The organism is Hydrogenophaga sp. GW823-FHT04C09 (genome assembly GCF_058796355.1).
The window spans coordinates 136,049-152,325 of record NZ_JBXAIO010000006.1; the positions used below are offsets into that span (position 1 = coordinate 136,049).

General features: G+C 66.8%; 17 protein-coding genes. 12 read left to right on the plus strand and 5 right to left on the minus strand.

The annotated features are described in order from the left end of the window. Positions 1-3: 3 nt before the first annotated feature. The 9 genes from AC1Q9M_RS17665 (at position 4) to AC1Q9M_RS17705 (ending at position 10,802) form a co-directional block, all read left to right on the plus strand. Positions 4-225 (plus strand): DUF2788 domain-containing protein, encoded by a 222-nt coding sequence (locus AC1Q9M_RS17665; protein ID WP_291115707.1) that lies wholly within the window; start codon positions 4-6, stop codon positions 223-225. A gap of 146 nt (positions 226-371) precedes the next feature. After that, positions 372-971 carry a ribosome maturation factor RimP gene (gene rimP, locus AC1Q9M_RS17670; protein ID WP_382325096.1) on the plus strand — a complete coding sequence of 200 codons (600 nt, stop codon included), beginning with the start codon at positions 372-374 and terminating at the stop codon, positions 969-971. A gap of 51 nt (positions 972-1,022) precedes the next feature. Beyond that, positions 1,023-2,522, plus strand: coding sequence for a transcription termination factor NusA (nusA, locus tag AC1Q9M_RS17675; protein WP_382157565.1), 1,500 nt, complete (start codon positions 1,023-1,025; stop codon positions 2,520-2,522). Positions 2,523-2,553: 31 nt separating this feature from the next. Beyond that, positions 2,554-5,421 carry a translation initiation factor IF-2 gene (gene infB, locus AC1Q9M_RS17680; protein WP_444686662.1) on the plus strand — a complete coding sequence of 956 codons (2,868 nt, stop codon included), beginning with the start codon at positions 2,554-2,556 and terminating at the stop codon, positions 5,419-5,421. Positions 5,422-5,424: 3 nt separating this feature from the next. Continuing rightward, positions 5,425-5,796 (plus strand): 30S ribosome-binding factor RbfA, encoded by a 372-nt coding sequence (gene rbfA, locus AC1Q9M_RS17685; protein ID WP_291115695.1) that lies wholly within the window; start codon positions 5,425-5,427, stop codon positions 5,794-5,796. A 2-nt stretch (positions 5,797-5,798) separates the two neighbouring features. Continuing rightward, entirely contained in the window at positions 5,799-6,794 is a 996-nt protein-coding gene (truB, locus tag AC1Q9M_RS17690; RefSeq protein ID WP_492434875.1) for a tRNA pseudouridine(55) synthase TruB, read from the plus strand. Next, a complete protein-coding gene (typA, locus tag AC1Q9M_RS17695; RefSeq protein ID WP_382157572.1) occupies positions 6,791-8,617 on the plus strand; it encodes a translational GTPase TypA in 1,827 nt (608 codons plus the stop codon). Before truB ends, typA begins: the two co-directional genes overlap by 4 nt. A 54-nt stretch (positions 8,618-8,671) precedes the next feature. Continuing rightward, a complete protein-coding gene (locus tag AC1Q9M_RS17700) occupies positions 8,672-9,679 on the plus strand; it encodes a DMT family transporter (protein ID WP_382325088.1) in 1,008 nt (335 codons plus the stop codon). Positions 9,680-9,701: 22 nt separating this feature from the next. Then, the gene (locus AC1Q9M_RS17705) at positions 9,702-10,802 is read left to right on the plus strand and encodes an enoyl-CoA hydratase/isomerase family protein (protein ID WP_382325086.1); all 1,101 of its coding nucleotides are present in this window, start codon (positions 9,702-9,704) and stop codon (positions 10,800-10,802) included. 9 nt (positions 10,803-10,811) lie between these two features. On the opposite strand, the gene AC1Q9M_RS17710 is transcribed toward AC1Q9M_RS17705, so the two are convergent. The 4 genes from AC1Q9M_RS17710 to smpB form a co-directional block, all read right to left on the minus strand. Further along, on the minus strand, positions 10,812-11,627 hold the full coding sequence (locus AC1Q9M_RS17710; RefSeq protein ID WP_444686659.1) for an anti-sigma factor family protein: 816 nt from the start codon (positions 11,625-11,627) through the stop codon (positions 10,812-10,814). 16 nt (positions 11,628-11,643) lie between these two features. Continuing rightward, positions 11,644-12,177 carry a sigma-70 family RNA polymerase sigma factor gene (locus AC1Q9M_RS17715; protein WP_382325082.1) on the minus strand — a complete coding sequence of 178 codons (534 nt, stop codon included), beginning with the start codon at positions 12,175-12,177 and terminating at the stop codon, positions 11,644-11,646. A 39-nt stretch (positions 12,178-12,216) separates the two neighbouring features. Then, positions 12,217-12,594 (minus strand): COG4315 family predicted lipoprotein, encoded by a 378-nt coding sequence (locus AC1Q9M_RS17720; RefSeq protein ID WP_444686658.1) that lies wholly within the window; start codon positions 12,592-12,594, stop codon positions 12,217-12,219. A gap of 90 nt (positions 12,595-12,684) precedes the next feature. Beyond that, entirely contained in the window at positions 12,685-13,179 is a 495-nt protein-coding gene (gene smpB, locus AC1Q9M_RS17725) for an SsrA-binding protein SmpB (protein ID WP_291115673.1), read from the minus strand. 48 nt (positions 13,180-13,227) lie between these two features. On the opposite strand from smpB, the gene AC1Q9M_RS17730 reads away from it, so the two are divergent. Both AC1Q9M_RS17730 and AC1Q9M_RS17735 read left to right on the plus strand, forming a co-directional pair. Further along, entirely contained in the window at positions 13,228-13,674 is a 447-nt protein-coding gene (locus tag AC1Q9M_RS17730) for a type II toxin-antitoxin system RatA family toxin (RefSeq protein WP_382325078.1), read from the plus strand. Positions 13,675-13,684: 10 nt separating this feature from the next. Beyond that, complete coding sequence (locus tag AC1Q9M_RS17735; protein WP_382325076.1) at positions 13,685-14,014, plus strand: RnfH family protein; 330 nt, start codon at positions 13,685-13,687, stop codon at positions 14,012-14,014. Here the strand turns inward: AC1Q9M_RS17735 and AC1Q9M_RS17740 are convergent. Then, positions 14,008-14,580, minus strand: a complete 573-nt coding sequence (locus AC1Q9M_RS17740; RefSeq protein ID WP_382325074.1) for a DUF4124 domain-containing protein — start codon at positions 14,578-14,580, stop codon at positions 14,008-14,010. The two genes, AC1Q9M_RS17735 and AC1Q9M_RS17740, sit on opposite strands and share 7 nt — an antisense overlap. 172 nt (positions 14,581-14,752) lie before the next feature. Between AC1Q9M_RS17740 and guaB the strand changes: the two genes are divergently transcribed. After that, positions 14,753-16,222 (plus strand): IMP dehydrogenase, encoded by a 1,470-nt coding sequence (guaB, locus tag AC1Q9M_RS17745; protein ID WP_492434880.1) that lies wholly within the window; start codon positions 14,753-14,755, stop codon positions 16,220-16,222. Positions 16,223-16,277 lie beyond the last annotated feature (55 nt).

The window sequence follows — 16,277 nt, forward strand, 5'->3', positions numbered from 1 at the left end:
GCGATGGAAGCCACCGTCCTGGGCTTCACCGAGGGCCAGATCGCGCAGTTCGGGCTGACCTTCGGTGTCGGTGCCTTCATCCTCTACATGCTGTTCATCGTGCTCAACCTCGCGCGCGAGTCCAAGGCGGGGAAATTTGGTACTTTTGTCCTCTTCCTGGTGCTTTCTTTCGGCATGTTGGGCTTTCTGGCCAAGAACCTCATCCAATGGGTGCTGGGCATCTGAGCGAGGTTGCCAGATAGCGCACAGAAGCGTTACAATGCTGGCTTCACGACCAAATGGGCGGGTAACTACCGGCCCATTTTTTTTGGCCGAACGCTTTTGGCCCCACGGACCGCCGGGGGGCGAACCCTGGGCAGACACCACACGCAATGGCTTGGCAAGACACCGTAGAGCAGACCGTCACCGGACTGGGCTTTGACCTGGTGGAACTCGAACGCTCCGCTGGCGGTCTGTTGCGCGTGACGATCGACTGGCCCTGGCAGGCGCCCGTGGAGGGGCAGCCGATGCCCGCCGAGCGCTTTGTGACGGTGGAAGATTGCGAGAAGGTCACGCGCCAGCTGCAGTACCTGCTGGAAGTGGAAGGTCTGGAGTACCGGCGCCTCGAAGTGGGTTCGCCGGGCATCGATCGCCCGCTCAAGCGCGAGATCGATTACGTGCGGTTTGAAGGCCACGTGGTGGACCTGACCCTAAAGGCGCCGATCGGCGCCACGGGGACCGATGTGGCGGCGAACCGCAAGAAATTTCGCGGCACGCTCGAACGTGCCGACGACGGTGTGCAGTGGCAGGTGGTCTGGAGCGATGCGCCCGAACCCAAGCCGGGGCAGCGCGTGAGCAAGAAGCGCGCGCCCGTGCCGCTGCAGGCCCTGGCTTTTGGGCTGGCGGATGTCCAGCAGGCGCGGCTCGCGCCGATCGTGAATTTCAAGGGCCGGCAGGCCCCTGGCGCGGCCGCTGCGCCGGGCGATGAATGAGAGAAAACGTTGTGATTACGGAAAAGCTATTCGGAAAGGTGGGCGAGTGAAATGAACCGCGAAATGTTGATGCTGATCGATGCGATCTCCCGCGAGAAGAACGTCGAGCGCGACGTGGTGCTCGGCGCCGTGGAGCTCGCACTGGCCTCGGCCACCAAGAAACTCTACAAAGGCGATGTCGACATCCGCGTCGCGATGGACCCGGACACCGGCGCCTACGAAACTTTCCGCCGCTGGCTGGTCGTGCCCGATGAGGCCGGCCTGCAGAACCCGGATGCCGAAGAAATGCTCAGCGATGCGCGCGATGAACTCGCCGACATCGAGGAGGGCGACTACATCGAGAAGCCGGTGGAAAGCGTGCCGATCGGACGCATCGGCGCAATGGCCGCCAAGCAGGTGATCCTGCAGAAGATCCGCGACGCCGAGCGCGAGATGCTGCTCAACGACTTCATGTCGCGCGGCGACAAGATCTTCGTGGGCACCGTCAAGCGCATGGACAAGGGCGACCTGATCGTCGAGAGCGGCCGGGTTGAAGGCCGCCTCAAGCGCGGCGAGATGATCCCCAAGGAAAACTTCCGCACCGGCGACCGCGTGCGCGCCATGATCATGGAAGTGGACCTGACGCTGCGCGGCGCGCCCATCCTGCTGTCGCGCTCGGCACCTTCCTTCATGATCGAGCTCTTCCGCCAGGAAGTGCCCGAGATCGAGCAAGGCCTGCTGGAGATCAAGACCTGCGCCCGCGACCCGGGTTCGCGCGCCAAGATCGCCGTGCACAGCTTCGACAAGCGCATCGACCCCATCGGCACCTGCGTCGGTGTGCGCGGTTCGCGCGTCAACGGCGTGACCAACGAGCTCGCCGGCGAGCGCGTGGACATCGTGCTGTGGTCGGAAGACCCGGCGCAGTTCGTGATCGGCGCGCTGGCCCCGGCCAACGTGGTCTCTATCGTAGTGGACGAAGAGCGCCACGCGATGGACGTGGTGGTCGACGAGGAAAACCTCGCGATCGCGATCGGCCGTGGCGGCCAGAACGTGCGCCTGGCTTCGGAACTGACCGGCTGGCGCATCAACATCATGACCGCCGACGAATCGGCGCAAAAGCAGGCCGAAGAGGCCGACGGCATCCGCAAGGTGTTCATGGCCAAGCTGGACGTGGACCAGGAAATTGCCGACATCCTGATCGAGGAAGGTTTCACCAGCCTCGAGGAAGTGGCCTACGTGCCGCTGCAGGAAATGCTTGAGATCGAGTCTTTCGACGAAGACACCGTCAACGAGTTGCGCACGCGCGCCAAGGACGCCCTGCTGACGATGGAAATCGCGCGGGAAGAAAGCGTCGAGGAAGTCTCGCAGGACCTGCGCGACCTCGAAGGCGTGACGCCCGAGCTGATCGCCAAGTTGGCCGACGCCGGTGTCCACACCCGCGACGAGCTGGCCGACCTGGCCACCGACGAACTCACCGACATCACCGCACAGACGCCTGAAGAGGCCACGGCGCTGATCATGCTGGCACGCGCGCACTGGTTCACCGGTGACGAAGCGCAATCCACGAACTGACCAGCGGAGGCCCCAGCGGAGAAAAGAACCCATGACCAGTACCACCGTCGCCGAATTGGCTGCCGAGCTGAACAAGCCCACTTCCGTCCTGCTGGAGCAACTCACAGCAGCCGGAGTGCCCAAGACTTCCGGGACCGATGCGGTCACCGAATCCGACAAGCAGTCGCTGCTCGGCCACCTCAAGGCCAGCCACGGCACGGCGGGCGGTGAACGCAAGAAGATCACCCTCGTCAAGAAATCGACCTCCGAGATCAAGCAGGCCGATGCGACCGGGCGCGCCCGCACCATCCAGGTGGAAGTGCGCAAGAAGCGCACCTTCATCAAGCGCGACGACGAGGTCGCGGTGCCCGAGGCCGTGGCCGAAGCCGCGCCGGCCGCACCCGCGATCGACACCGAGGAACTGGCCCGGCGCGAGGAAGACGCGCGCCGCCAGGCCGAGTTGCTGCGCCGCCAGGAAGAAGAACTGACGCAGAAGCGCCAGGCCCGCGAGGCCGAGGAAGCCCGCCAGGCCAAGGCCGAGCAGGAGCGTGCCGCCGCGGCCGAAGCCGCTGAGGCGGCCGCGCGCGTCGCCGCCGAGGCCGCCGCGCCGGTGTCGGTGGACGAGGCTGCCGCCGCCAAAGCGAGCAAGGACGCCCAGGCCAAGACGGCTTCGCTGGAGCGCGAGTCCGCTGCCCGCGTGCTGGCCGACAAGAACGCCGAGGCCAAGAAGGCCGAGGAACTGCGCGCACAAGATTTGCTGGAGCGCCGCCGCAAGGCCGAGGCCGAAGCCGCGAACATCCGCGCGATGATGTCCGCTCCCGCCAGGACCCTGGTGGCCAAGAAGCCGGAGCCGGCGCCTGTCGCCGACCCGAAGGCGGGCATCAAGGGCACGCTGCACAAGCCAGCCGGTACGCCGGGCAAGGCACCCGCCACGGCCGGCGCCACGGCGGCCGCTCCGGGCGGTGCCGCGGGCAAGAAGGAAGTCAAGTCCGAGAACCTGTCCTCCACCTGGAAGGACGACGCGGCCAAGAAGAAGGAAATCAAGACCCGTGGCGACACCAGCGCCGGGCGTTCCAACTGGCGTGGCGGCCCGCGTGGCCGCCGCAACGACCGCGATTCGCGCGATGCCGGCCAGAGCAGCTTCGTGGCACCGACCGAGTTCAAGGTGATCGAAGTGCACGTGCCCGAGACCATCACCGTGGCCGAGCTCGCGCACAAGATGAGCCTGAAGTCGTCCGAGGTCATCAAGCAGTTGATGAAGCTGGGCCAGATGGTCACCATCAACCAGCCGCTGGATCAGGACACCGCCATGATCGTGGTGGAAGAGCTGGGTCACAAGGCCGTCGTGGCCGCGTTGGACGATCCAGAGGCCTTCACCGACGAGGAAGCCACGCAACAGGACGCCGAGGCCTTGCCTCGCGCGCCGGTGGTCACCGTCATGGGCCACGTCGACCACGGCAAGACCTCGCTGCTCGACTACATCCGCCGTGCGAAGGTGGCTGCGGGCGAAGCCGGCGGTATCACGCAGCACATTGGTGCGTACCACGTGGAAACCGAGCGCGGCATGATCTCGTTCCTCGACACCCCGGGCCACGAGGCGTTCACCGCCATGCGTGCCCGTGGTGCCCAGGCCACCGACATCGTGATCCTGGTCTGCGCGGCCGACGACGGCGTCATGCCGCAGACCAAGGAAGCCATCAAGCACGCGAAAGCGGCGGGTGTGCCGATGGTCGTGGCCTTGACCAAGATCGACAAGCCGGGCATCAACCTCGAGAAGGTGCGCTCGGAACTGATCGCCGAAGAAGTGGTGCCGGAAGAGTTTGGCGGTGACACGCCGTTCGTGGGCGTGTCGGCCAAGACCGGTGCGGGCGTGGACGCGCTGCTTGAACAGGTGCTGTTGCAGGCTGAAGTGCTGGAGCTCAAGGCGCCGGTGGACACCATGGCCAAGGGCCTGGTGATCGAAGCGCGCCTGGACAAGGGCCGCGGCGCGGTGGCCACGGTGCTGGTGCAGAGCGGCACGCTCAAGACCGGCGACGTGATCCTGGTCGGTCAGACCTCGGGCCGCGTGCGCGCCATGCTCGACGAGAACGGCAAGCCCATCAAGGCGGCCGGCCCGTCGATTCCGGTGGAAATCCAGGGCCTGTCCGAAGTGCCTCAGGCTGGCGACGACTTCATGGTGATGACCGACGAGCGCCGTGCGCGCGAAATCGCCACCTACCGCGCCGGCAAGTTCCGCAACACCAAGCTGGCCAAGCAACAGGCCGCCAAGCTGGAGAACATGTTCTCCGACATGACGGCGGGCGAGGTCAAGCTGCTGCCCATCATCGTCAAGGCCGATGTGCAGGGTTCGCAGGAAGCGCTGTCGGCCTCGCTGCTCAAGCTCTCGACCGAAGAGGTCAAGGTGCAGCTGGTGTTCGCCGGGGTCGGTGGCATCAGCGAATCGGACGTCAACCTGGCCATCGCCTCCAAGGCGGTGATCATCGGCTTCAACGTGCGTGCCGACGTGGGCGCGCGCAAGCTGGCCGAAGGCAACGACGTGGACCTGCGCTACTACAACATCATCTACGACGCCGTGGACGATCTGAAGGCGGCCATGTCCGGCATGCTGGCGCCCGAGAAGCGCGAAGAGGTCATCGGCTCGGCCGAGATCCGCACCGTGTTCGTGGCCTCCAAGATCGGCACGGTCGCTGGCTGTATGGTCACTTCCGGCATGGTCACCCGCAGCGCGCATTTCCGCCTGCTGCGCGACAACGTGGTGGTCTACACCGGCGAGATCGACACGCTCAAGCGCCTCAAGGACGATGTGCGCGAAGTCAAGGAAGGCTTCGAGTGCGGTATCAAGCTGAAGAACTACAACGACATCAAGGAAGGCGACCAGCTCGAATTCTTCGAAGTCAAGGAAGTGGCTCGCACGCTGTAAACCATGCCCCGCAAAGCATCATCCACCCCCAACCGCGGTTTCCGCGTGGCCGACCAGATCCAGCGGGATCTGGCCGAGCTGATCGCGCGCGAGCTCAAGGACCCGCGGGTGGGCATGGTCACGATCAATGCGGTGGAGGTCACGCCCGACTACGCGCACGCCAAGGTGTTCTTCAGCCTGTTGACCGGCAACCCCGATGAGACCCTGCAAGGCCTCAACGCGGCGGCCGGTTTCCTGCGCAATGGCCTGTTCAAGCGCCTGCACATCCACACCGTGCCGACGCTGCATTTCGTGTTCGACCGCACCACCGAGCGCGCGGCCGACATGAACGCCTTGATTTCCAAGGCCGTTTCTTCTCGTTCAAAGGAAGAATGAGCATGCACGCGCCACGCACACGGGTGCAGCGGCGCCCTGTGCATGGGGTGCTGCTGCTCGACAAACCGCTGGGTCTCTCCAGCAACCAGGCTTTGCAGAAGGCCAAGTGGTTGCTGCGCGCGGAAAAAGCGGGCCACACCGGCACGCTCGACCCGCTGGCCAGCGGGGTGTTGCCGCTGTGTTTCGGTGCCGCCACCAAATTCAGCCAGATCCACCTGGACGCGGACAAGACCTACGAGACCACCGTGCGCCTGGGCGTGAAGACCCGCACCGGCGATGCCGAGGGCGACGTCATCGAGTCGCGCCCCGTGACGTGCACGGCGGGGCAGGTGGTCGAGGTGCTCGACCGCTTCACAGGCCCCATTGCCCAGGTGCCGCCCATGCACAGTGCCTTGAAGAAGGATGGCAAGGCGCTCTACGAGTACGCGCGGGACGGCGAGACGGTGGAGCGCGAAGCGCGCCACGTCGTCATCCGCGATCTGGAGCTGCTGGACATGCAGCTGCAGGGCGAGGCCCCGCAATTGCGCCTGCAGGTGCGCTGCAGCAAGGGCACCTACATCCGCACCTTGGGTGAAGACATTGGCGAAGCCCTGGGTTGCGGCGGCCATCTCATCGCGCTGCGGCGCATCGCCACCGGCCCATTCGACGTCTCGCAGTGCATCGCACTGGATGCGCTGGAAGCCTTGAGCGAAGAGGACCGGCTGGCGCGGCTGCTGCCGGTGCAGTCCCTGCTGGAAGGTCATGACCCTGTCACGCTCGGCGCCGACGATGCCGGGCGCTTTCTCAGCGGCGTGCGCCGCCGGGGCGGGTGGGCTGACAGCGCCCGCGTGGCGGTCTTCGGTCCCGTGCCCCACACGACTTCCGACCCATCCTCCCTCCCATCTTCCGTGCTGCTGGGCAGTGCCCACACCCAGGCCGGGGAGTTGATCCCGGGGCGACTGCTGAGCCCCTCCGAAATACAGCAAATCCTGGAAACCTCACCGGAACTCACATCATGAGCAAACAAATCCGCAACATCGCCATCATTGCCCACGTTGACCATGGCAAGACCACCATGGTGGACCAACTGCTGCGCCAGTCGGGCACCTTCGCCGAGCACGAGAAGGTGGTCGACACGGTGATGGACAACAACGCCATCGAGCGCGAGCGCGGCATCACCATCCTGGCCAAGAACTGCGCGGTGAGCTGGGAAGGCACGCACATCAACATCGTCGACACCCCCGGCCACGCGGACTTCGGTGGTGAGGTGGAGCGCGCCCTGTCCATGGTGGACGGTGTGGTGCTGCTGATCGACGCGCAGGAAGGCCCGATGCCGCAGACGCGCTTCGTGACCAAGAAAGCGCTGGCCCTGGGCCTCAAGCCCATCGTGGTGGTCAACAAGGTGGACAAGCCGGGTGCCAACCCCGACAAGGTGATCAACGCCGCCTTCGACCTGTTCGACAAGCTGGGCGCCAACGACGAGCAGCTCGACTTCCCCGTGGTCTACGCCTCGGGCATCAACGGCTGGACCTCGCTGGTCGAGGGCGCGCCCGGCGAGCAGTGGGGCCCGGACATGTCGGCCCTGTTCAACACCGTGCTCAAGCACGTGCCGTCGCAGAAGGGTGACCCGAGCGCACCGCTGCAGCTGCAGATTTCCGCACTCGACTTCTCGACCTTCGTGGGCCGCATCGGCGTGGGCCGCGTCAGCGCCGGTATCGTCAAGCCCGGCATGGACGTGGCGGTGATGGAAGGCCCCGATGGCAAGACCATCAAGGGCCGCGTCAACCAGGTGCTGACCTTCCAGGGTCTGGACCGCGTGCAGGTGACCGAAGCCGGCCCGGGCGACATCGTGCTGATCAACGGCATTGCCGACATCGGCATCGGCGTGACCATCACCGACCCGCTCAACCCGGCGCCGCTGCCCATGCTCAAGATCGACGAGCCGACGCTGACCATGAACTTCTGCGTCAACACCAGCCCGCTGGCCGGCCGCGAAGGCAAGTACGTGACCAGCCGCCAGGTCTGGGACCGCCTGCAGAAGGAACTGCAAAGCAACGTCGCGCTGCGCGTCAAGGAAACCAGCGAAGACGGCATTTTCGAAGTGATGGGCCGGGGCGAACTGCACCTGACCATCCTGCTGGAGAACATGCGCCGCGAAGGCTACGAACTGGCCGTGTCCAAGCCGCGCGTGGTGTTCCGCGAGATCAACGGCGAGCGCCACGAGCCGATCGAAATGGTGACGGCCGACATCGAAGAGCAGCACCAGGGCGGCGTGATGCAGGCCCTGGGCGAGCGCAAGGGCGAGCTGGTGAACATGGAACCCGATGGCCGCGGCCGCGTGCGCCTGGAGTACCGCATCCCGGCCCGTGGCCTGATCGGTTTCACCAACGAGTTCCTGAACCTGACGCGCGGTTCGGGCCTGATCGCCAACATCTTCGACGGCTACGAGCCGCACAAGGGCGACATCGCCAGCCGCAAGAACGGCGTGCTGATCTCCATGGACGACGGTGAAATCTTCACCTACGCCCTGGGCAAGCTGGACGACCGCGGCCGCATGTTCGTGCGCGCTGGCGACCCGGTGTACGAAGGCATGATCGTCGGCATCCACAACCGCGACAACGACCTGGTGGTGAATGCCACGCGCACCAAGCAGCTGACCAACTTCCGTGTCAGCGGCAAGGAAGACGCGATCAAGATCACGCCGCCCATCGAGTGCACGCTGGAGTACGGCGTGGAGTTCATCGAGGACGACGAGCTGGTGGAGATCACGCCCAAGAGCATCCGCCTGCGCAAGCGCCACCTGAAGGAGCACGACCGCAAGCGCGCCAGCCGCGAAGGCTGATCGCTCCGCACAGGCCGTTGTCTCCCGGGACGCGGCCTTTTTTACGAACAGACCATGCCCTTTCGTGCCCTCAGTCGCCTGACGCACACCCAGGCGGTGTTCATGATGATCGTGGTGACCCTGATGTGGTCGATCGCGGGGGTGGTCTCGCGCCAGCTCGAATCGGCGGCGCGCTTCGAGGTCACGTTCTGGCGCAGCGCCTTCACCACGCTGTCGCTGCTGGTGATCCTGCCCTGGTGGCGCGCCGCCGACCGCGCGGCGGGGCAGATCGCCGACGACCCCGGGCAGGGAATGCTCGAGCGCCATTGGGGCGTGCTGGCGCGCTCCAAGGCGTTCTGGATTTCGGGCGTCTGCTGGAGCGTGATGTTCACCGCCTTCATGCTGGCGCTGACCTTCACCACCGTGGCCAACGTGCTCATCATCATGTCGGTGGGCCCGCTGTTCACCGCGCTGGTGGCGCGCGCGGTGCTCGGCCAGCGGCTCGCGCTGCGCACCTGGCTGGCCATCGTGGCGGCCGGCGCGGGCATCGTGTACATGTACGGCAGCCAGTTCCTGCAAGCCTTCAGCGACCCCGCCACGCAGACCGGTGGCCTGGTGGCCGGCTCGCTGGCGGCACTGTGCGTGCCGGTGGCCGCTGCCATCAACTGGACCGTGGTGCAACGCGGCCAGACCCATGGCGAAAAGATCGACCTCGTGCCCTCGGTGCTGCTGGGTGGCCTCCTGTCCTCGCTGGCGACGCTGCCCCTGGCGCTGCCATTCGAGGCCACGGGCACCGACGTGGCCTGGCTGGCCCTGCTTGGCCTGGTGCAGCTGGCCATTCCCTGCGCGCTGGCCGTTGTGTGCGCCCGTTCGCTCAAGGCGCCCGAGGTGTCGTTGCTCGCGCTGCTGGAGGTGATCTTCGGCATCCTGCTGGCCTGGGCCGGCGCGGGCGAAGTGCCCGGCCCGGAGGTGCTGACCGGCGGCTCGCTGGTCATTGGCGCGCTGGTGCTCAACGAACTGCTTGGCTGGCGTTCGCGCGCTGGCACCCCGCGTATCCAGACGGTGGACAAACAGCCACAATGATCGACTGACCGGAAGAACAAAGATGACTTCTCTGACACCCGAAACCCATGTCGTTGCCGAAATCCGGGGGCGCGTGGGCTGCATCACCCTGAACCGCCCCAAGGCCCTCAACGCGCTCTCGCTCGACATGCTTCGCAGCCTCACGCAGACCTTGCAGGCCTGGCGCGACGATGACGCGGTGCTCGCGGTGGTGGTGCGCGGGGTCAACAAGGAAGGCCCGTTCGGCGCGTTCTGCGCGGGCGGCGACATCCGCTTCTTCCACCAGGCGGCCCTGGCCGGTGATGCAGCGCTGGAAGACTTCTTCACCGAGGAGTACGCGCTCAACCACCTGATCCACACCTACCCCAAGCCCTACATCGCGCTGATGGACGGCATCGTGATGGGCGGTGGCATGGGCATCAGCCAGGGCGCGAGCCTGCGCATCGTCACCGAGCGCAGCAAGCTGGCCATGCCCGAAACCAACATCGGCCTGTTTCCTGATGTGGGCGGGGGCTACTTCCTGAGCCGCTGCGCGGGCCGCCTGGGCGAGTACCTGGCGCTCACGGGCCTGGTGCTGACCGGCCGCGAGGCCATCACGGCGGGCCTGGCCGATGGCTTCATCGACGCCGGCCGCTTGCCCGGCCTGTGGGCCTCGCTCGAGCGCACGCCGTTCGAAAACGGCGCGTCGGTGGAACGCTGGTGCACGAGCCACCTCAGCACCACCGCAGCGCCCGCCCCGTGGCCGGCGAAAGAGGTGGACCGGATCTTCGGCCTGCCCGATGTCCCGAAGATCATCGCCGCGCTCGAAGCGACCGACAGCGACTGGGCCCGCCAGACCGCCACCACCCTGCGCCAGCGCTCGCCCTTGATGCTGCACGTGGTGCTCGACCAGATCCGACGCGCGCGTGGCATGGGCCTGGCCGACGACCTGCGCATGGAGCGCGACATGGTGCATCGCTGTTTCCACCTGCGCCCCGGCGCCGCCAGCGAAACGGTGGAAGGCATCCGCGCCCTGGCGGTGGACAAGGACCATGCGCCTCGGTGGAACCCGGCCCGCATCGAAGACGTGACGCCAGCGGAGGTCGCGGCTTTCTTCGAGAGCCCCTGGCCGGTGGACGAGCACCCGCTGCGGCGGTTGGGCTGAGGCCGCAGCTTAGAGCTGGCGGTACACCGCCTCGGCCAAGGCCATGAGTGCGTCGCGGCTCAGCGGCCCACTCAGGGCGTAGCCGAACCCCTGGTCCACCCAGTAGAAGCCGGGCACCGGGCCCTCCTGCGCGAAGCGGAAGGCGGTTTCGCCGCTGGCCTCGGCAGGTTCCGTGGTGGGGGCGAGGGCGCCAAGATACAAGGTGATGCGCACGCCCTGGGCGTTCTGGAACATGAACTGCGCGCGCGCACCCACGTCGCCCGGCAGCAGGCGGCCACCCACGAGTTCGTAGCCCAAGGCATCGAGGCGCGGCACCTTGAGCGCCTTGCCGGTGCGGCGCGACAGCCATTGCACCAGGTGCTCCTGATCCACCGCGCCCACCTCCACAGGGTGCCGCTTCTCGGGGGAGTACACCGCGTGGGCGACCGATGCGTCGCGCGCGAAGGCGGGCAGGGTGGCCAAGGGGGCAGAACCTGGCGCGGGCCCGCTCGGCCATTCGTGGTTCGACAAACGACCGACGCCGAAGGCCAGCACGATGCCGGCCGCCATGCCGCCCCAGCGCCACCAGCCTGACACGCGGGCCTGTGCATCGCTGGCGCGGTGCGCGGCTTCCCGCATGCCGGGCGGCACGGGTGCCTGCAGCAGGTCGGTATGCAACTGTCGGATGGCGTCGCGCTGGGTCTGCCAGTGGGCCAGGCGCTCGCGGCCGTGCGGATCGCCCTGCAGCCGTTGCAACAGCGCGTCCCGCTCGGCACCCTGCACCTCGCCATCGAGCAGGCGATTGATCTCGGCGTCGGTCAGCGGCTGGGTGAGGGGGGTGTCCATGGCTTTGCGGGCGGTGCTATTTCAGCCGCCTCAGATGGGGAAGAGCGTAGGCATCGGGCGGCACGCTCTGGGCCGCCGCGTTCATCAGCGCCTGCAGGCGGGTGCGGGCGCGCGAGAGCCGCGACATGACGGTGCCGATCGGGCTCCCGGTGATGCGGGCCACCTGCTCGTAGCTCATGTCCTCCAGGCTCACCAGCAGCAACACCACGCGCTGTTCTTCGGGCAGGCGCAGCAGGCAGCGCTGCAGGTCCATGGCCAGGTCCTGCGCGGCGTCGGGCGCCACCAGCTCGGCCGCCACGTCGTCCGGGTCCACCGGCAGGCCGCTGCCTTCGCGGCGTTGCACCCGGCGCAGGCCGCTGACGTGCAGGTTGTGCATGAGCGTGAAGAGCCAGGCCCGCAGATCCGTACCGGCCGTCCAGAGCCGCCACTTGGCGCAGGCCCGCTCCAGCGTGTCCTGCACCAGGTCATCGGCCGCCCAGGGGTCGCCGGTGAGCGCGCGCGCATAGCGGCGCAGACCGGGAATCTGGTCGATCAGCTCGGCGCGTCTCATGTCTCGGCGTGGCAGTGGCCGTGGTGGGCTGGGGGCGGCTCAGGGCTTGGCCACGCGCCAGACGTTGTTGAAGCCGTCACCGGTCTTGTCGCCGGGCTTGGTGTCCTTGGCCCAGTAGTACAGCGGCTTGCCCTTCAGGGCCCACTGCTTCTGGCCGTCGTCGCGCGTGATGACGGTGTAGTCGCCGTTGCCCTTGTCGTTTCCACCGGCCATCAGCGGCGGCCAGTTGGTGGCGCAGGGCCCGTTGCAGACCGACTTGCCACTGCCCGCCACGTCGCGGTCGAAGGTGTAGAGGGTCATGCGGTTGGGGCCGACCAGCACGCCATCGCTGGCCATGGCAGGGGCCGGGGCGGACGACATCGAGGCGCAGCCACCCAGCAGGGCCGCTGCCAGGGTCAGGGGAATCAGGAATTTCATGGCGTTCTCCGTTGAAGGTATGGGCAGACAGGCTCTGCACAGGGATGAACGCCGGCTGTGGCGGGTTTATTCCCGCGCCACGAAAAAACCTCAGCGGCTGCGCGACTTCATCGCACGCTCGACCTCGCGCTTGCCTTCGCGGTCCTTGATGGTGTCGCGTTTGTCGTGTTCGGCCTTGCCCCTGCCCAGCGCGATCTCGCATTTCACCTTGCCGGTCTTCCAGTGCAGGTTCAACGGCACCAGGGCATAGCCCTTCTGTTCGACCTTGCCGACCAGGCGGCGGATCTGCTCCTTGTGCAGCAGCAGCTTCTTGGTCCGCACCGAGTCCGGGCTCACGTGGGAGGAGGCGGTGTGCAGCGGGTTGATCTGGCAGCCGATGAGGAACATCTCGCCCTCGCGGATCACCACATAACCGTCGGTGAGCTGCACCTTGCCCTCGCGCAGGGCCTTGACCTCCCAGCCTTCCAGCACCATGCCCGCTTCGAAGCGTTCTTCGATCGCGTAGTTGAAGAGCGCCTTGCGGTTCTCGGCGATGCGGCTGTCAACGCCTTTGGTGGAAGATTCTTTGCTGCTTTTGGTGGACATGAAGCGGAAGGTGCGGCCGTTTCAGGCCAATACAATGAGTTGGATTGTATGAAAACCATTCACAAGTCCGTTTTGCTCTGGCACAGCGCACACGAAATGTTCGCGCTGGTCACCGACATCGAGCGTTACCCCGAGTTCCTGCCCTGGTGCGATCAGGGCCAGGTGCTGGAAAAAAACGAGGCGGGCATGGTGGCCCGCGTGGGCATCGCCATCAGCGGCCTGCGCCAGAGCTTCACCACCCGCAACACGCACGAGGCCGACCGCAGGGTGCACATGGAGCTGGTCGACGGGCCATTCTCCCAGCTTGATGGCGTGTGGGAGTTCACCCCTCTGGGTGAGGGTGACCAGCGTGCCTGCAAGGTCGATTTCAAGCTGAGCTACGGCTTCGCCAGTTCGGCCCTGGCGGCCCTGGTCGGCCCGGTGTTCGACAAGATCGCCGGCAGCCTGGTGGACGCTTTCGTGAAGCGGGCCGACCAGGTGTACGGCGCGGACTGATCACCACCCCATGAAGATCACACTGATGCACGCTCCGGCACCCCGCGAGGTGGTGGAAGAGGTGCTCGATGTGCCCGAGGGGTGCACGCTGCGCCAGGCGCTCGATCAGGCGGGTTGGCTGCGGCGCTTTCCCGACATCGAGGCCGAACCGCTGGCGCTCGGCATCTGGGGGCGCAAGGCCGGTTGGGACCGGATGTTGCGCGAGGGTGATCGGGTGGAGGTGGTGCGTGGGTTGCGGGTGGACCCGAAGGTGGCGCGCCGCGAACGCTTCATGGGGCAGGGCGCGCGCTCCACGGGGCTGTTCGCCCGCCGGCGCCCGGGGTCGAAGGCCGGTTACTGAGGGCCGGACTTGGGCATCGGCCCGCAGTTGCCGCGCATCACGTCATCCAGCCGCTTGGCCTCGGCGGTGCGGGCCTTGTCGTCCATGATCTCGCGCTCGCCCTTGGCGTTGGTGGTGGCCAGGCGCACGCCGGAATCCAGGGTGGCCTTGGCCTGTTTGGCGCGGTTGCAACTCTCGGTGCGCGCCTGCGCGACGCGCTGCTCCTCGGCCTTCTGGCGAGCGGCCTCGGTCTGTTCGGTCTGTTTCTTCTTGGCCTCGAGTTCCTTGTCGACCGTGGGCAGTTGAGGGGCTGCCGCCTGAGGCGCCGCACCCGCGGGGGACGCTGCGCCGGTCTCGGTGCTGGCGGGCGCGACCGCGGCCGGCGCGGGCATCGGGGCGCTGCCGCCGCCGGGGCGCTTGAGGATGTTCTTGTCGGGCACGCTGGCGGGGGGCGCGGTGTCGCTGAACACCTTGCGATCACCTTCCTTCCAGACCCATTGCGCGGAGGCGATCGAGCAGGCCAGCAGCAGGAATCCCGCCGCCAGAGGGGCTCGCCAGGACGGCTTCGAAGGGCGTTTTTGAGGCATTGGCGGAGTTTAGCGGCGGGCCCCTGCGCGCATGGTGGCATCTGCGGTTTTATCGGCCACAAGCCGCAGGAGCGGTAGCTTTTCGAGCCTGAGCGGTACCCGGGGTGGGACGGGGTGTGCGGGTTTGCCCGAAGGTCGGCCGGCTACAATCGACGCTTTTGGAGCTTTACCCATGCGCCTCCTCGGCAAAGCGCTCACCTTCGACGACGTGTTGCTGGTGCCAGCGTACTCCCAGGTCCTGCCCAAGGACGCCTCGCTTGCCACCCAGTTCTCCCGCAACATCCAGCTGAACCTGCCCCTGGTCTCCGCGGCCATGGACACCGTCACCGAAGCCCGTCTGGCGATCGCGATCGCCCAGGAAGGCGGCATCGGCATCGTGCACAAGAACCTCACGGCGCAGGAACAAGCGGCCCACGTGGCCAAGGTCAAGCGCTACGAATCGGGCGTGCTGCGCGACCCGGTGGTGATTTCTCCCCAGACCACGATCCGCCAGGTCATGAAGCTCTCGGACGACCTGGGCGTCTCCGGCTTCCCGGTGATCGACGCCGGCAAGGTGGTGGGCATCGTCACCGGCCGTGACCTGCGCTTCGAGACCCGCTACGACCTGCCGGTGAGCGAGATCATGACGCCGCGCGAGCGCCTGGTCACCATGCCCGACGGCACCACGCCCGCCGAGGCCAAGAAACTGCTCAACAAGCACAAGCTGGAACGCCTGCTGCTGGTGAACGACGCCTTCGAGCTCAAGGGCCTGATCACGGTGAAGGACATCACCAAGCAGCTCAACTTCCCCAACGCCGCGCGCGACGCCGCCGGCCGCCTGCGCGTGGGCGCGGCGGTGGGCGTGGGCGAGGGCACCGAGGAACGTGTGGAAGCGCTGGTCAAGGCCGGCGTGGACGCCATCGTGGTCGACACCGCCCACGGCCACAGCAAGGGCGTGCTCGACCGCGTGCGCTGGGTCAAGCAGAACTACCCGCAGATCGACGTGATCGGCGGCAACATCGCCACCGGCGCCGCCGCGCTGGCCCTGGTGGAAGCCGGTGCCGACGCGGTCAAGGTCGGCATCGGCCCGGGCTCGATCTGCACTACCCGCATCGTGGCCGGCGTGGGCGTGCCGCAGATCATGGCGATCGACAACGTGGCCACCGCGTTGCGGGGCACTGGCGTGCCGATGATCGCCGACGGCGGCATCCGCTACAGCGGTGACATCGCCAAGGCCATCGCGGCCGGCGCCAACACCGTGATGATGGGCGGCATGTTCGCCGGCACCGAAGAGGCGCCGGGCGAGATCGTGCTGTACCAGGGCCGCAGCTACAAGAGCTACCGAGGCATGGGCTCGATCGGCGCCATGCAGCAGGGCAGCGCCGACCGCTACTTCCAGGAAAGCAGCACCGGCAACCCCAATGCCGACAAGCTGGTGCCCGAGGGCATCGAAGGCCGTGTGCCCTACAAGGGCTCGGTGGTCTCCATCATCTTCCAGATGGCCGGCGGCCTGCGCGCGGCCATGGGCTACTGCGGTTGCCCGAGCATCGAGGACATGCGCGACAAGGCCGAATTCGTCGAGATCACCTCGGCCGGCATCCGCGAAAGCCACGTGCACGACGTGCAGATCACCAAGGAAGCCCCGAACTACCGGGCGGAGTGAAACCCACCGCCCAGCAGGCCGTCCAGCGAGACGGCCTTTTTCTTTTTCTCGCCGC

What these genes read in the sequence shown, in the direction of transcription:
- AC1Q9M_RS17705 (WP_382325086.1), top strand. Translation starts at nt 9,702, where the DNA reads ATGACTTCTCTGACACCCGAAACCCATGTCGTTGCCGAAATCCGGGGG.
- typA (WP_382157572.1), top strand. Translation starts at nt 6,791, where the DNA reads ATGAGCAAACAAATCCGCAACATCGCCATCATTGCCCACGTTGACCAT.
- AC1Q9M_RS17720 (WP_444686658.1), bottom strand. Translation starts at nt 12,594, where the DNA reads ATGAAATTCCTGATTCCCCTGACCCTGGCAGCGGCCCTGCTGGGTGGC.
- AC1Q9M_RS17740 (WP_382325074.1), bottom strand. Translation starts at nt 14,580, where the DNA reads ATGCCTCAAAAACGCCCTTCGAAGCCGTCCTGGCGAGCCCCTCTGGCG.
- AC1Q9M_RS17700 (WP_382325088.1), top strand. Translation starts at nt 8,672, where the DNA reads ATGCCCTTTCGTGCCCTCAGTCGCCTGACGCACACCCAGGCGGTGTTC.
- nusA (WP_382157565.1), top strand. Translation starts at nt 1,023, where the DNA reads ATGAACCGCGAAATGTTGATGCTGATCGATGCGATCTCCCGCGAGAAG.
- truB (WP_492434875.1), top strand. Translation starts at nt 5,799, where the DNA reads ATGCACGCGCCACGCACACGGGTGCAGCGGCGCCCTGTGCATGGGGTG.
- AC1Q9M_RS17715 (WP_382325082.1), bottom strand. Translation starts at nt 12,177, where the DNA reads ATGAGACGCGCCGAGCTGATCGACCAGATTCCCGGTCTGCGCCGCTAT.
- guaB (WP_492434880.1), top strand. Translation starts at nt 14,753, where the DNA reads ATGCGCCTCCTCGGCAAAGCGCTCACCTTCGACGACGTGTTGCTGGTG.
- AC1Q9M_RS17710 (WP_444686659.1), bottom strand. Translation starts at nt 11,627, where the DNA reads ATGGACACCCCCCTCACCCAGCCGCTGACCGACGCCGAGATCAATCGC.
- rbfA (WP_291115695.1), top strand. Translation starts at nt 5,425, where the DNA reads ATGCCCCGCAAAGCATCATCCACCCCCAACCGCGGTTTCCGCGTGGCC.
- AC1Q9M_RS17730 (WP_382325078.1), top strand. Translation starts at nt 13,228, where the DNA reads ATGAAAACCATTCACAAGTCCGTTTTGCTCTGGCACAGCGCACACGAA.
- AC1Q9M_RS17665 (WP_291115707.1), top strand. Translation starts at nt 4, where the DNA reads ATGGAAGCCACCGTCCTGGGCTTCACCGAGGGCCAGATCGCGCAGTTC.
- rimP (WP_382325096.1), top strand. Translation starts at nt 372, where the DNA reads ATGGCTTGGCAAGACACCGTAGAGCAGACCGTCACCGGACTGGGCTTT.
- smpB (WP_291115673.1), bottom strand. Translation starts at nt 13,179, where the DNA reads ATGTCCACCAAAAGCAGCAAAGAATCTTCCACCAAAGGCGTTGACAGC.
- infB (WP_444686662.1), top strand. Translation starts at nt 2,554, where the DNA reads ATGACCAGTACCACCGTCGCCGAATTGGCTGCCGAGCTGAACAAGCCC.
- AC1Q9M_RS17735 (WP_382325076.1), top strand. Translation starts at nt 13,685, where the DNA reads ATGAAGATCACACTGATGCACGCTCCGGCACCCCGCGAGGTGGTGGAA.